The following is a 14,954-nucleotide window of genomic DNA, read 5'->3' on the forward strand; positions in this document are numbered from 1 at the left end:
AAGTGAACGCATCCTATACCTCGATAAAAAGCCCAGAAATTTGATTCAGGTCGCGCATTGGACACGACCTGCCTTTAACTGACCTATATAATTCCTAGCTGAAACTACAAAGTCATGTGGCGAGTAGCCGCCGCCCGACTCTTCAACAATAAAATTCCCTTGGTACCCTTCACCTCTCATGAAGTCGAGAACCTGATGATAATCGAAGTTCCCTTTCTGTAGAGGAAGGTGAACATGCTCACCATTACAAACGTCATTAAAATGAGCATTTTTTACATCTGGAATGATCTTCTTTAGTTTCTCGAGATACTCAGTCTTGTTGAGCTTGTGGTAGAAGGCGTGAAAGTGAACCAAATCCAGGGTAAGAGAAATATTACCGTACTGGCACAGCCTTTCATGCTGTTCATCCGACAACACAATATACTTTTCACGGTCCGGCCCGGTATTTTCCAGTAATATCTCTATCTTATGCTTTGCAGAGACAACTGAGAGAGCTTCAAGTGACTTTGCAAGCTGATCAAAATCAAATGACGCCATGCCAAATTGATCAACCTCTACGTAACCTGGATGAATCGTGATGATTTCGGCCCCAATTTCCGCAGCCCTGACAATGTACCTGCTTAAATAGTCGACCGCGCAGAGCCTCGTGACTTCATCCCTACTGGATATATCGGTTTCCATGCCAATGTAGGGGGCGTGAGTCGAATAGTAAACACCAGTCACTTCGCGAATGAGGTTGAGTTTATCCCGCTGTTTATGCCACTCAACCTCATCAGAGTCGATCAAAAGTCGTAGATCTTTTTCGAACTCTATTTCTATCGCGTTGAAATCATTTGCCAGGCTTTCAACCAAACTGGCGATGTCGGCAGGATTATCAAAGATATTAGTAGAAAACCCGATTTTATTGCATAGACTCATCACATTACTCCTCATTTATAGTTTATATGCTCGTACCGCGCCATTACCTTACTGCTTGACAATCTATTGATGTGAAAATTTCGTTGTAGGCCGATACTGTTCGGATTGATAAACTCGTAGGTCTCTGGATCTTTGACAATGGCGCTCTGATGGATACCGGCGCATGTCGAGAATGCATTTGAGCCAATGATCGGCTTGTTGGCATTGGGTTCCTTGTCGATTGTCGTGTAAAAGAACTGGCACATGCCGACAACATCTTTAAGTGTTATACCTGTGCTTACTTTTCCTTTATATCCATCACAGTGTGAAAGCACCGCCATCACTTCTTCAAATGACGCATTTCCACATCGCTCACCTATCCCACCCAAAGTGACCTGAACTTCATACACGCCGGCATCAATCGCGGAGATTGTATTAGCCACCGCCAAACCCAAATCATTGTGAAAGTGAGCCGAAAACCTGACTTCCGGATAAGCGCTTATAAATGTTGAAAAAAAATGATACGACCTGGCCGGAGCCATAGCCCCAACCGTGTCGGCCAAACAAATATCCCGTACACCGTTGTTTATCAAAAACTGTATCTGCTGATGCAGAAGCGTTTCACTTCCTCTGCTTGAGTCTTCCAGAATGGCATAGATTTTTCCGTGAAACTCAGCCTCTCTTATCCTGGCTAGGGACCTTTCCAGCAGTGCGTAGATATCCTCCGAACTCATCTGCATCTTTTTGTTCAGGTGTATCTCCGAGCCTACGCAAAGAAGGTTGATCGTTGCGTGTTTGAAGCGTTTCAGCGCTTTTACAGTATTTTGAATTTCCACGTCATTGAGCCGACACAATGCGGCGATGTTCTTATCACCCACCACCAGAGCTGCTTCCTCGAAAAGATCCTGGCTTTCCTGATCAGTGACCATACCCAGTTCGATTACGGCCACATCAAGCTTTGTCAGTCTCTCAAGGACACTCAATTTCTGCTGATTGTTAAGCAAATAACCAATACCCTGCTCGCCATCTCTCAAAGTGGTATCAAAAATGCGGATAGTCTTCATGAAACATCACCATTGTCGTTATGTATAAAATCATCGATAGAAGCAGACTTTTCAGGATCGACCCGGTGTATCTGGACGTAACAAATGCTGCTGCAATCGCTATAGCCGAAAGTACATTCTTCGTCTCAAGCGTTTGTGTCAGCTGAGCAAATGTGGCGTTGCCGAATGCAACATTAACGATAATTCCACCCATAATAAAGCAAACAGCATATTCAACAGTCTTTGCTGTCAGCCCGGAGGGTGCGAGTATCAATTTCCGGGATAGTAATGGAAGTATCTTCAGACAATAACTTGCGATTGAGACCAGCAGAATGGTAATCATGAAACACCCCGTCTATTTGAGCTAATATCTCGCACAGCCAGAAAGTAGCCTACAACAACAGGAAGTCCGACCATAAGCCAGACGGAATCAAGCTCAATTAATAATGGCGCGCAAAGACCTCCGATAAGGGTGGCAAGAACGGTAAAGCCTTGCCCTGAATTCTTGGCGGTCAATGCCGTAAAGTGCAAAGGCAGAATCATGACCATAAACATTTCTATGGAGGCATAATCAACACGACTTGATAGTAGAAACCCAAATATCGTCGCAGTAATTGCCACCAGGTAGCTGGGCACCGAGACACCAAGATAGTAGCGAAACTGCGACGCCCCATTCCTCACCCCTGATGACTTCAGATGATAATGTGTAACCGCATAAGTACTCGCACTAAACATCAACATGGAAAATAGAACCTTTGCCTTGGCAACTCCCACGAAATACTGTGAAGCCACCATTGACATAAACAAGAATCTAAAGTTAACCAGCACTGTCAACGCCAAAGCGGCAACAATCTGGCCATTTGAAACAACATCGACTCCGGTCACTTGCAGCGGCGCAGCAAAGATCAGCGCAGTCCCCAACGCAGCATCCAAAAGCTGAATACCCTTCTCTTGGTATAGCGCCCCCAAAGATGCAAAAACAAAAAAGAAAGAAACTGCTACCGGTATCGAGTCAATAATCCCTCTCCTAGCATGAATATTTATTCTCAATTTTACCTCCTATTCCATTTTTTGCTTGCAGATACAGACAATCCTTCATGTTTGAAAAACTGGATATGTACAATTAGATAGCTCTGCACACGCAAAGAAAGTTATATTACTAATGTATTACCCAAGTAATCTATGCCAGATAAAAAGGCCGTCAATTTATCTCAAAGATGACGTAGCAGTATTGGCCCTCAGGCTTTCGTGACCAAAGACTATTACTGTAAACCATGAGTAGCAATGCGACCAAAAAATGGGAAATGTAACAAGTTTTTGCAATTCAGCTATATTGATAGCTAATCGCGAATTTACTAAGCAAATCCGTGTTTCAGATGCACGCTTTCTTTCTGTCGATGCAATATTTGCATCAAAAGCTCGTGAGGTCTGGGTGGCCTCAAGAAGCAAGTACAACACTTGATGTAAGGTGTTGTGTGTGTGTGTGGGGGGGGGGGGGGGGGGGGGGCGGTAGAAATCTTGGACTACCTGGAGGTAGTTCATGTATTCATACGAAGACCGCATCCGAGCAGTCAAGCTCTACATCAAACTGGGGAAGCACACCAGGGCAACTATTCGTCAGTTGGGCTACCCGACGAAGAACTCTCTGAAGAGCTGGCATGAAGAGTACGAGCGATGTCTCGACCTGTCGCGTGGTTACGTGCTCTCGAAGCCGAAGCACTCACTAGCCCAAAGGGAAAAGGCTGTCGGGTACTATCTCGACCACGGACGCTGCATCGCCTCCACCATCAAGGCGTTGGGCTACCCGGCACGGGATTCGTTGCGTGCCTGGATTCACGAATTGCACCCCGAACTGCACACGCGCGTCGTCAGTCGATCTGACGGGCTGGCACGCCCGCCAGCGATGAAGCGGGCCGCGGTTATCGCGCTGTGCACGCGACAAGAAAGTACGAACGCCGTGGCTCAAAAGCTGGGCGTGTGCAGGCCGACCTTGTACAACTGGAAAAATCAGTTACTCGGCCCAGAGGCATCCGCATCCATGAAACGCCGACAAGAAACTCCGTCGACTCCGGAACGAGAAGAGTTGGAGCGGCAACTTGAATCTCTTCGGCTCGACGTGCGTCGTCTGCAGCTTGAACATGAACTGTTGATGAAGGCGAATGAACTCATAAAAAAGATACGGGCATCGATCGGCAAGTCCTGACCAATCGGGAGAAGACATTGCTGACTGATGCCCTGAGGCAGACGTATTCCTTGTCAGAGTTGCTTGAAGCGCTGGGCTTGGCCCAAAGCTCCTATTTCTATCATCGAGCCCGAATGCAGGTCGCGGAAAAGTACACTGAAGTGCGTCGTACCATGGCGGACATTTTCGAGCGCAATCATCGCTGCTACGGCTACCGACGGATGCGGGCTTCGCTGAGCAGGCAGTGTATGCGTCTGTCAGAGAAGGTGGTGCAGCGCTTGATGAAGCAGGAGTGCCTGGTCGTCGCAAAGCCGAAACGGCGTCGATATGGTTCCTACCTCGGGGAGATCAGTCCCGCGCCGGAAAACCTCGTCAACCGGGACTTCACGGCTATTGCTCCGAATGAGAAATGGCTGACTGACATATCAGAGTTCCAGATCCCGGCCGGCAAGGTGTACCTGTCCCCCATGATCGACTGCTTCGATGGGAAGGTAATCAGTTGGTTGATCGGCACGCGTCCTGACGCCGAGCTTGTGAACACGATGCTGGATGCCGCCGTTGAAACGGTGGCCTGCAACGATAAACGGCCTGTTGTTCACTCCGATCGTGGCGCTCACTACCGCTGGCCCGGTTGGTTATCGCGCATCGCTGATGCGAAGCTGATTCGTTCGATGTCGCGCAAGGGCTGCTCGCCTGACAACGCGGCTTGTGAAGGCTTCTTCGGCCGGCTGAAAACGGAACTGTTCTATCCTCGCAATTGGCAGTCAACGAGCATCGAGCAGTTCATTCGGGCCCTAGGGTCTGTACGAAAATCTATGGTCACCCCCGTTTTTGCAATGTTGATTAATAGGTGAAGTGGTTGGCTTGCTTAAATCTATCTGGCGTCTATCTGGGGCATGTCCCCCGCGCCACGATGAGAGTCGCGCCTAGCGATCCTTAAAAGTATTGCGGCTTCAAAAGCCTCTTTTCGTACCAGGTTCTTCGCTAGGCCGGTGGGCCGTTCACGTCATCTGTTATTCAGCTATCGCAAAACCTGAAGGGTGATTCGTAGTACAACAACCGCGGGATCAGGCCACCAGGGCGTCAGGTCCGGCTTCAAACTCAACATGGTGAGCCGCTATCACCCACGCAATACGCGCCAGCTTGTTGGCCAAGGCGCAGGCCACCACGTTCGAGTGCCGTCGACTTAAGCAGTGAGCGCACCCAGTCCGCCAGTGCTCCGTGTTGGTAGTCCAACCGCAGCAGATAAACCCGAGCGCACTGAACCAGCAGTCGCCTGAGGTGCTTGTCACCCCGTTTGCTGATCCCCAGCAAATTTGCCTTACCGCCGGTGCTGTACTGTCTAGGTACCAGGCCGACAGAGGCGGCAAAGTCACGACTACACCCGTACTGTTGGCCATCGCCTATCTCCACAGCCAGTAGGCTGGCGGTGATCGGGCCGACACACGGCATGCTCAGTAAACGACTGCGAGATCATCGTCGGCCAATTGGCCGGCCAGTTCCTTATCCAGCTCCTTGATCTGCTCATCGAGGTAAACGAAGTGAGCGTGCAGTCGTTGCAACAGCACGGTGAGCCGAACCGGCAACTCATGCTCGGCCAAGATACTCGCCAAACGTTTCATGATCGCCAAACCCTTGGGTAGGCTGATGCCGAACTCCAGCAAGAAGCCGTGCATCTGATTGGCGGCTTTGGCGCGGTCACGTACCAGCGACTCGCGCAGACGATGCAGAACTGAAAGGATTTGTTGTGCCTCAGTTTTAGCAGGAACAAAGCGCATCGATGGGCGCGAGGCGGCCTCGCAGATGGCCTCGGCATCGACGAAATCGTTTTTGTTGCCTTTGACGAAAGGTCGAACGAACTGCGGGGAAATCAGTTTGGCCTCATGCCCCATGGCCATCAGTTGGCGAGCGACAAAATGAGCGCCAGCGCACGCTTCCATCACCACGGCTTAAGTCATAAGACAGTTGCTCATTAGTCATGTCGCAAACAGCGCATGGCACAGGCCAATGAGACCATCGCAGCAAAACTTTTCGCCAGCTTGTCGAAGCGCATAACAATGCGGCGGTTCTCCTTCAGCCATCCGAACATACGCTCGATAATGTTGCGCTGTCGGTACTTGGGTTTGTCGAACAGTCTGGGCAAATCCGGTCGAGGTTTGCGCTTCATGCTTCGCAACGGGATCACTGGCTGCATCCGATAACGATCGCAGTAACGACGCAGAGCCTCAGCGTCATAGCCTTTATCTGCCAACAATCAGCGACAGCGTTTGCGGGGACGACCGCGCAAACTTGGGATGTGTGCCTCATCCAGCAGCGGTTGGGCATAGGCGATATCGCTGGCCTGCCCGCCTGAAAGTAGGAAGTGCAAAGGCACGCCATTGGCATCGCACAGCATGTGAATCTTGGTCGTCAGACCGCCCCGGCTGCGTCCGAGCGCGTGGTCTTGCGGCTCTTCAGGCCCCCTTGATGGTTACCTGACTGCATGATTGCTGCCTACCCAACACAACAACAATAAACTTTCGAGATACAAGATGGTCACCCCGCGATCCTGCAAAGGCTAAGCTTTCGCAGGGCGCTTTACCGCGGAGATCGTCATCATGAGCACAGTGACACTGATGGGCATCGATATCGGTAAACATACCTTCCACCTGCATGCTCAGGACAAGATCGGCAACGAAGTCTTGCGCAAGAAGTACTCACGACAGCAGATGATGGAATTCCTGGCCAATCATCCCGCGTGTACTGTGGTAATGGAGGCCAGTGCCGGCGCCCACTACCTAGCTCGAGAGTTCAAGGCTATGGGCCATGACGCCAAGCTAATTTCGCCTCAGTTCGTGAAGCCTTTAGTCAAGAGCAACAAGAGCGACTTCATTGATGCACAAGCCATATGCGAAGCCGCCTCTCGGCCTTCCATGCGCTTCGTGACACCCAGATCCCCTGATCAACAAACGCTATCCGTTTCCCATCGGATCTGTGAATCGCTGATCCGCGACCGTACCAAGACCGTGAATCAGATGCATGGTTTTCTGCTCGAGTTCGGCATCAGTCTGCCGGTCGGGTTGGCAGTCATCAAACGCCTGACCTCGGTCTTGGAAGAACACGATCTACCCGTCCGGCTCACCACGCTGCTGCAGCGCCTTCATGACCATTTCGTCTACCTGGATGACCAGATCAAGGTGTAGGCTTAGTACCCAAACAATACAGTACGGGCGGCAGGCAGGCCTTGCTGGGGATCAGCAAGCGTGGCGACAAGAACCTTCGGTGCTTGCTGGTGCCATGCGCACGGGTTTACCTGATGCGTCTGGAGCATCAAAAGGGTCCATTGGCCGAGTGGGTGCGTTCGTTGTCGATGCGGCGCCACTCCAATGTGGTGGCCTGCGCGCTCGCGAACAAATTTGTCTGTATCGCCTGGGCTATTGCTACTCGACACACTCGATACGAAGCGGGGCCAAGCGCCGCGAACGCCTGACCTCGCAGGTGCAGCACCGTGTTTCACCATCAGGTTTTGCGATAGCTGGACAACAGATGAAATAAACGGCCGACCGGCCTGGCGACGACCCTGAAGGAAAAATTGGCTCTTGAGAAGCCGCCCCCTTTCTTAGGGGCGCCAGGCGCGGATACTCATCGTGGCGCGGGATACAATCCCAAACAGACGCCGGATAGATTTAGGCAAGCCATCCATTTCATCCGATGATCAGTATTGCAAAAAATGGGGTGACCATAGATTTTCCCAGCACCAGAAGAGGCCCGGGTTGCGCGTACTGCGGTGGAGTCAATCATCCAGGTCTCCAGATCAATCAACCCTTGCTCGTTGAGCTTGATATGAAGCCGCTTGAGCATTTGGTCAAACGTTCCACGATTGCGCCAATCACGAAAACGTTGATAGACCGTTGACCAGGGGCCGAAACGCTCAGGTATGTCGCGCCAGGCGGCGCCGGAGCAGAGCACCCAAAGTTCACCGTTGAGCATCAGGCGATCATCCGTTCGCGGTCGCTCGCTACGGCGCGGTTCATTGATAATGTCCGCAACCAAATCCCAGACTGCGTCGGGGAGCTCGTACTGTTTGGCCATCGTGGGCTCCTGCCTTTGATGGGCGCGGACTCTAATGAATCCCGACGCATATGGAGTTCAAATGAGTTTCAGCTGATTTCGTACTGTCACCAAAGTCGTAGAGATAATTGAATGTCCGCTTTCCGCTCAGCGCCTTGATCAACGTTTTACGGGCTTCCGGGTTCACCGGCGGCCCCCAACCATCAGGGTCGGGCATGCCGTAATTCTCACCGGCAATTTCAAACTCATGCAGATGGCAATCACTCCAGCCCATCACGACCTGGATGACATGGTACAATTTGCCCAAGGTGATGTTTTCAGGCACCGCGAACCGACGCCAAATCGTCGGAGTGATCCACCTCAGCTCAATGTGCAGTAGCAACAGGTCGGAGGCGGGTTTGGGTAAACGGACAGTTTTAACCATGGATCAGGCGGCCTCGCAGTGTTCAGAGTGGTTCAAAGAAACATTCCAGGGTAGCAACTCGCTCACCCGATTGATCGGATGCTCGGCAATGCGCTCCAGTACATGGGTCAAATAGGCTTGTGGGTTCAATCCGTTTAGCTTGGCCGAACCCACCAGGCTGTAAATCGCAGCCGCTCGTTCTCCGCCGGCATCGGAACCGGCAAACAGGTAATTTTTGCGACCCAATGCGACGGCGCGCAACGCGCGTTCGGCGGCATTGTTGTCGATTTCGATCCGGCCATCATTGCAGTAGCGCGTCAGCGCCTGCCACCGATTGAGGGCATAGAGGATCGCACTGCCCAATGCCAATTTTTTTTTCGACAATTGAGTCAGCGTCTGGTTAAGCCATGCGTGCAGTTGCTCCAGCAGCGGACTGGCTCGGCTTTGCCGAACCGCTTTTCGCAGGTTGGGCGGTTGCCCTCGAATCTCGCTTTCGATGGCATACAGGACCGCAATCCGTTGCAGCGCCTCGGCGGCAAGTGGTGAAGCCAGGTCTTTGTAGACATCGTAAAACTTGCGGCGGGCGTGAGCCCAGCACGCGGCTTCCTCAATAGTGCCCGTGGCATACAGCTGAGCAAAACCGGCATAGCCGTCAGCCTGTAAGATCCCTCTGAAGCTCTTGAGATGAACGCGGGGATGTTGCCCTTTGCGATCCGGCGAGTAGGCAAACCAGACCGCCGCCGGTGTCGAGTCACCGGCAGATCGATCGTCTCGCACGTACGTCCACAGGCGAGCCGTTTTGGTCTTGCCATTGCCCGGCGCAAGCACGCCAATCGGTGTGTCGTCGGCATGGACTTTGTGACCGCTCATGACGTGATGCTCAAGAGCGTTGATCAGTGGTCGCAGCAACTGACTGCTCTGGCCGACCCAGTCGGCCAGGGTTGAGCGCTCCAGCTCCACGCCCTCACGGGCGTAGATCTCGGACCGCCGATACAACGGCAAATGATCAACAAACTTCGAGACCAGCACATGTGCCAACAACCCCGGGCCTGCAAGGCCTCGGGCTATTGGCCGACTCGGTGCCGGCACCTGGGCGATGTGCTCACAGCAGCGGCAAACCCACTTCGGACGGACATGGCGAATGACTTTGAAACGTGCCGGAACGTACTCCAGCACTTCGGACACATCCTCACCCAAATGGCGAAGCTTCCCACCGCAGCCAGTGCATTGCGACTCGGGCTGATGGACTTGAGTTTCGCGAGGCAGGTGTTCAGGTAACGGCTTGCGCCGAGAGACGGTGCGAGGTGGCGGTTCGGTTGGGGGTGTCAGTTCAGTCTGGCTGACTTCCAGCTTCTCAAGACTCAACTGGAGCTGGTCGATCATGGCGTCCAGTTGCTCGGAGCTGCGACCGAACTGCATACGACGCAGCTTGGCGATCATCATTTTCAAGCGCTCAATCTCTGCCCGCTGGGCAGAGACCAGGGCCTTCAAGGCTTGAAGATCGTTCGGCAGAGAGTCGGTCACGAGTGTCATGATCGAATATTACTGGGGATTTTTTCAGCGCGGCAAGTCAGACCGCGAGGACGGGTGCTGTACGAATTGGCCTGCGCCAATCAATGCCCTCCAATAGCATCGACAACTGCGCGGTCGTCAGCGACACGCTGCCGCTGGTTGCTTGCGGCCAGACAAAGCGCCCTTGTTCCAGCCGTTTGCAAAACAGGCACAGGCCGTCGCCATCCCACCACAACAGCTTGATCCGGTCACCGCGCCGTCCGCGAAAGGCGAAGATCTGACCGGAGAAGGGATCGGCTTCCAGTTGAGTTTGCACCAAGGCCGCCAATCCATCGAAGCCACGGCGCATGTCCGTGACGCCGGCGGCGATCCAGATACGGGTTCCAGCGGGCGGGGCAATCATCGCAATAACTGCTGCAAGACGAATTGCAGCGTCTGCGGATCGGGTGCGCCTGTGATACGCAGCTTGGCTTTTCCTACCTCAACTGCGATCTCGGAATGACACTCTGCCTGTGGCTGGACGACTTGCGGCAGATCCATTGGCGCCTCGATCACCTGGACGGGCAAAAGCGTTGTGCTCTGGCTGACGGCACCGAATAACCCTTCCTGATATTGATGCCGCCAGCGAAAAACCAGGTTGGCATTGACGTCATGTTCGCGAGCGATCAACGACACCGAAGCTCCTGGCTGGAAGGTGGCTTCGACGACTTGGCGTTTAAAGTCCAACGGAAAGTTGGGGCGGCGACCGGCTCGACGGGCTGGGGTAACGGTATCCAAGATAGTGGACACCATTTTTTGTCCACTATCTTGGCCAATTTGGAGGGCTGTCAGGAGAGGGTGCTGGCCGGACGGTTACGAAGAAGAGATGGTGGTTGAGTTCCGTCGACGGACAATGCTGCCTTTGGACGACATGCTGGGGCATCTTCATGAGTGCCTTCCCCAGTTGAGCCGCAGCGCCTTGCATCGCTGCCTAGTACGTCACGGAATCAGCCTAATCCCCAAGAACACCAACGCAGCCAAGCGCGGCAAGTTCACCTATGTCGCATTTTTCGATGCCGCAACGAAACGCAACGGCGCAACATTTTTGCGTCAGGCTATTGAAGCATTTCCGTACCGGATCCATACCGTCCTGACTGACAACGGCGTAGCGTTTACCGAGCTGCCAAGGCATCGAGGCGGCGCCACCAATCGCTTTGGGGGACACATCTTTGATCGTGTTTGCTACGAGCACAACATCAAACACTGCCTAACCAAGCCTTATCATCCTTGGACCAACGGCCAAGTCGAACGAATGAATCGAACGATAAAAGAGGCGACGGTCAAGGTGTTCCACTACCCCGATTTTGATGCTCTGAAGGCCCACGTATTGGCTTTCGTGATGGCCTACAACTTCGCTAGGTATTTAAAGGCCTTGCGATGGCGCACGCCCTTCAAGGTGATCTGTGAGGCCTGGACTCAAAATCCAGACCGTTTCACAATTAATCCGCACCATCTCATTCCGGGACCGAACACCTAGTTTGCATCAATGTGCAAAAATTAAAGGGCGTTAAGCATAACCATTTAATTATGCTCAATGAATACAGGGCTGCTCACCTAGCCCCTACTCACGCAATACAAGATGATGGTTGCTGAAGACAAGAACAACATACTGAACGAGGTACAGTCATCATGACCACCATCACCGACGTCGCTACCGCGCAACGCTGTCTGGGTACACCGACCCTGTCGGTGGTCGATAACCGAGGGCTGTTGGTGCGTACCGTCCAGTACAACCGCACCACTGCCGAGGAGCCACTGGACGAACTGATCAGTCAACAGACCTATTCCGTGCTGGGCCACCTGAGCAGCAGCATCGACCCGCGGTTGTTGGCCGAACAACAGCTTGATTCCTCAGTGCCGCCCAACATTCGTTATGTCTCATCACTGTCCGGCCAACAGCTCAAGCTCCAGAGCCAGGACGCCGGCGAACGGCTGGCGCTGTATGACAGCGAAGGTGGTGTTGTCTGGCAACAGGATGCTCGGGTTCAGCAACTCACCCGCACCTTTGACCCCTTGCATCGCTTGACCTCGATCATTGAGCTTGCCGAGGGCACCCGTCGGGTCAGCGAACGCTTGATCTACGCCGATTCCAGCACATCGACCGACGCCAATCTATGTGGACAGTTACTGCAAGCCTACTCCCCCGCCGGCATGGCCCTCACCGATGCCTATAGCATCACTGGCCAGTTGCTGAGGAGCGAGCAGCAGTTCCTGCAGGACGAGATCTTGCACAGTGACTGGGCGGGCAGCGATCCGAGCGTTTGGAATGCCGCCTTAACCCCCGAGACGTTTACCGCCCGCTGGGCCTACGATGCCTTGGCCCAAGCAGTACAGACCCTCGATGCCAAAGGCAACCAGCAGCATTGCCGCTTCAATATCGCCGGCCAGCTGGCAACCAGCGAACTGCTGTTGGCCGGGCAGACCACCCCGAAGGCGGTTTTGCAGGCGATCGACTACAGCGCCGCCGGCCAGGTGCTGCATGAAGAGGCCGGCAATGGCGTGGTCACTGACTATGTCTACGAACTACAGACACAACGGTTGTCCAGCCTGACCACCATCCGACCGGCGCAGAGAGGGCGAGCCACTGTACTGCAAGCACTGACCTACCAGTACGACCCGGTCGGCAATCTGCTGGCGATCAACAATGCTGCCAAGGCCATCCGTTACACCCGCAACCAACAGGTCGCCCCGCTCAGTCGGTACCAGTACGACGCGTTGTATCAGTTATGCCAGGCCGGTGGCCGGGAAAATGCCAATGCCGGCCAGCAAACCCAAGCCTTGCCCCTGGCTATCGTACCGCTCTGGCAAGAGATGGGTGAACTGACCAATTACACCCGAACCTATACCTATGACCGCGGCAACAACCTCACCGCGATTCAGCATGTCGGCCTGCATCCCTATACCCAGCAGATGGTAGTGGCCACTACCTCCAACCGTGCCGTTCAGCAGACGGTCGGCCTCACGCCGCAGGATGTGGATGGCTTTTTTGATGCCTGCGGCAACCTGCTGCAACTGACGCCAGGCCAACCACTGAGCTGGGACAGCCGCAACCAGCTGCTGCGCACCACCCAGGTGGTGCGCAACGGATCCGATGATGATTGCGAAGTGTACTGGTACGACAGTCAGGGGCAGCGGGCCACCAAGCTGGGTATGGCCCTGACCAGCGGCACCACGCAGGCTAAACGGGTGCGTTATCTGCCTGGGCTGGAATTACGCCAGACCGAACAGACACCAAGCGAAGGTGGCAGCACCAGCGTCACCGAAACCCTACAAGTGATTCAGTTCGCCGCAGCTGGGCGACAGGCATTGCGGGTGTTGCATTGGGAACAGGGTAAACCGGTTGAGATCGAAAACGACCAGTGTCGCTACAGCCTGGGCGATCAAATCGGCTCCTCATTGCTCGAGCTGGACCAGCAAGCCGATATTCTGACCAGGGAAGAGTACTTCCCCTTCGGCGGTACGGCGGTGTGGTCAGCGCGTAATGAGACGGAAACCCGGTACAAGTATGTGCGGTATTCGGGCAAGGAGCGGGATGCGACCGGGCTGTACTATTACGGTTTCCGTTATTACGCGCCGTGGCTGGGGCGCTGGTTGAATCCGGACCCGGCGGGGACCGTCGATGGGTTGAATCTATTTTGCATGGCAGGTAATAACCCGATCACCAGAAAGGATATTACTGGACTAATGTTTAGATCAAATAATGAAAAAAACACCCCAACCTCATCAGGCAAAGGTTTTTTTGCAGCTAAATTCAGCAACTGGATTAATGACTCAAAAGCACCTACAGCAAATCCAGCCTCTAAATCCAACAGCATTGAAAGTGCCAGCACCAACAAAACAATTGCAGTCAATCGATTTAATCAATTCTTGGAACTTTTGCAACTTCAGAAACCCCCTTCGGCCTCAGCCTCTACAGCCACCCCTGTAGCTTCCGAACTGCATAGATTCTCCGCAAAGAACTTCGGCGACTATGAGTACTCCCCTACATTAAAACAACATGGCGCAGTAAAGCTATTAAGTAACAAAGCCGATGGCAACTGCTTGCTGTACGCCCTGGCGGGTCGAGACTTGAGCTTCGAAGAAATTATCGAGCTCAGAGAAGACATTGCAAAACAGGTTGGCATATCAAGAGCAGGGCGCGATGTGTCCAGCCTCGAAATCTACAGCAGCCTAGTACCAACCATACCCAATACTTTGGCGTTAATTGAAGGATTGGATAAAGTTTCTGTCGAAACGCTGCAGGCTATGATTAAAGTCCCTGGGATATACGCAGGAGACACAGAAATTCATGGGTACACCAAAATTCCTGGAAATCCGAAAAGTTTCGTTGTAATGACAGAAGAGGAAAACAAAAACTTGGAAATTAGAATGTTTTCAAACAACACCACCTGTACACTCTACAATGGCCTCAAGGCAGAAGCTACTAGTACGATAAATGAAATACGTAGACAAGAACTTCCTATGGTTTACCTCACCGGCTCGGGCCCCGGAGCGCACTGGCAACGGGCATTTTAATATTGGCACGCTGGCGTTCGGTGACGCCTAGCCCCAACAAGTGCCGTTACTACCGAAGCAGCGCAACTGTCTGGACTTGCCGCTGGCAACTTAATGACCAACGGATACTTGCAGAAAGCCTCAGGGGGGCGGCAAAAAACTTGGACTGGTTATGCTGCGAGGCCCAGGCTCTCACGATACTCAATGGGACTGAGAGCGCCGAGGGGAATCTTGATCCGTTTCTCGTTGTACCAGCGAATGTATGAATCTAGGCTCTGTACGAAATCAGCTGAAACTCATTTGAACCCCATATGCGTCGGGATTCATTAGAGTC

At 53.1% G+C, this 14,954-nt stretch carries 8 protein-coding genes and 8 pseudogenes; 4 read left to right on the forward strand and 12 right to left on the reverse strand.

The window, feature by feature from the left end:
- Positions 1 to 45: 45 nt before the first annotated feature.
- The 4 genes from H0I86_RS22845 to H0I86_RS22860 are packed head-to-tail and all read right to left on the reverse strand — an operon-like array spanning position 46 to position 2,990.
- Positions 46 to 918 carry a sugar phosphate isomerase/epimerase family protein gene (locus H0I86_RS22845; protein WP_180922297.1) on the reverse strand — a complete coding sequence of 291 codons (873 nt, stop codon included), beginning with the start codon at positions 916 to 918 and terminating at the stop codon, positions 46 to 48.
- A gap of 11 nt (positions 919 to 929) precedes the next feature.
- Positions 930 to 1,961, reverse strand: a complete 1,032-nt coding sequence (locus H0I86_RS22850; protein ID WP_180922298.1) for a LeuA family protein — start codon at positions 1,959 to 1,961, stop codon at positions 930 to 932.
- Complete coding sequence (locus H0I86_RS22855; RefSeq protein WP_180922299.1) at positions 1,939 to 2,283, reverse strand: hypothetical protein; 345 nt, start codon at positions 2,281 to 2,283, stop codon at positions 1,939 to 1,941. The genes H0I86_RS22850 and H0I86_RS22855 overlap by 23 nt, the downstream gene beginning before the upstream one ends.
- Positions 2,280 to 2,990 carry an AzlC family ABC transporter permease gene (locus H0I86_RS22860; RefSeq protein WP_180922300.1) on the reverse strand — a complete coding sequence of 237 codons (711 nt, stop codon included), beginning with the start codon at positions 2,988 to 2,990 and terminating at the stop codon, positions 2,280 to 2,282. Before H0I86_RS22860 ends, H0I86_RS22855 begins: the two co-directional genes overlap by 4 nt.
- Before the next feature lie 490 nt (positions 2,991 to 3,480).
- On the opposite strand from H0I86_RS22860, the pseudogene H0I86_RS22865 reads away from it, so the two are divergent.
- A pseudogene (locus H0I86_RS22865) lies at positions 3,481 to 4,919 on the forward strand (IS3 family transposase); the annotation flags it as partial.
- A 270-nt stretch (positions 4,920 to 5,189) separates the two neighbouring features.
- Here the strand turns inward: H0I86_RS22865 and H0I86_RS22870 are convergent.
- Both H0I86_RS22870 and H0I86_RS22875 read right to left on the reverse strand, forming a co-directional pair.
- Positions 5,190 to 6,068: pseudogene (locus H0I86_RS22870) on the reverse strand (IS110 family RNA-guided transposase); the annotation flags it as partial.
- Between the two features lie 26 nt (positions 6,069 to 6,094).
- Positions 6,095 to 6,583 (reverse strand): annotated as a pseudogene (locus H0I86_RS22875) (IS5 family transposase); the annotation flags it as partial.
- Positions 6,584 to 6,719: 136 nt separating this feature from the next.
- Between H0I86_RS22875 and H0I86_RS22880 the strand changes: the two are divergent.
- Positions 6,720 to 7,591: pseudogene (locus H0I86_RS22880) on the forward strand (IS110 family RNA-guided transposase).
- Positions 7,592 to 7,848: 257 nt separating this feature from the next.
- Here H0I86_RS22880 and H0I86_RS22885 read toward each other — a convergent pair.
- The 5 genes and pseudogenes from H0I86_RS22885 to tnpA form a co-directional block, all read right to left on the reverse strand.
- Positions 7,849 to 8,193: pseudogene (locus H0I86_RS22885) on the reverse strand (IS5 family transposase); the annotation flags it as partial.
- 82 nt (positions 8,194 to 8,275) lie between these two features.
- Positions 8,276 to 8,596: pseudogene (locus tag H0I86_RS22890) on the reverse strand (plasmid pRiA4b ORF-3 family protein); the annotation flags it as partial.
- Positions 8,597 to 8,599: 3 nt separating this feature from the next.
- Positions 8,600 to 10,108 carry an IS66 family transposase gene (gene tnpC / locus H0I86_RS22895; RefSeq protein WP_180922301.1) on the reverse strand — a complete coding sequence of 503 codons (1,509 nt, stop codon included), beginning with the start codon at positions 10,106 to 10,108 and terminating at the stop codon, positions 8,600 to 8,602.
- 37 nt (positions 10,109 to 10,145) lie between these two features.
- The gene (tnpB, locus tag H0I86_RS22900; protein ID WP_029571618.1) at positions 10,146 to 10,490 is read right to left on the reverse strand and encodes an IS66 family insertion sequence element accessory protein TnpB; all 345 of its coding nucleotides are present in this window, start codon (positions 10,488 to 10,490) and stop codon (positions 10,146 to 10,148) included.
- Entirely contained in the window at positions 10,487 to 10,864 is a 378-nt protein-coding gene (tnpA, locus tag H0I86_RS32560) for an IS66-like element accessory protein TnpA (RefSeq protein ID WP_180922302.1), read from the reverse strand. The genes tnpB and tnpA overlap by 4 nt, the downstream gene beginning before the upstream one ends.
- A gap of 79 nt (positions 10,865 to 10,943) precedes the next feature.
- On the opposite strand from tnpA, the pseudogene H0I86_RS22910 reads away from it, so the two are divergent.
- Positions 10,944 to 11,603 (forward strand): annotated as a pseudogene (locus tag H0I86_RS22910) (integrase core domain-containing protein); the annotation flags it as partial.
- Between the two features lie 152 nt (positions 11,604 to 11,755).
- A complete protein-coding gene (locus H0I86_RS22915; protein WP_180922304.1) occupies positions 11,756 to 14,641 on the forward strand; it encodes an RHS repeat-associated core domain-containing protein in 2,886 nt (961 codons plus the stop codon).
- Between the two features lie 149 nt (positions 14,642 to 14,790).
- Here H0I86_RS22915 and H0I86_RS32565 read toward each other — a convergent pair.
- A pseudogene (locus H0I86_RS32565) lies at positions 14,791 to 14,904 on the reverse strand (IS3 family transposase); the annotation flags it as partial.
- Positions 14,905 to 14,954: the final 50 nt, after the last annotated feature.

Source organism: Pseudomonas chlororaphis subsp. aurantiaca, assembly GCF_013466605.1.
Taxonomy (GTDB): Bacteria; Pseudomonadota; Gammaproteobacteria; order Pseudomonadales; family Pseudomonadaceae; genus Aquipseudomonas; species Aquipseudomonas chlororaphis_I.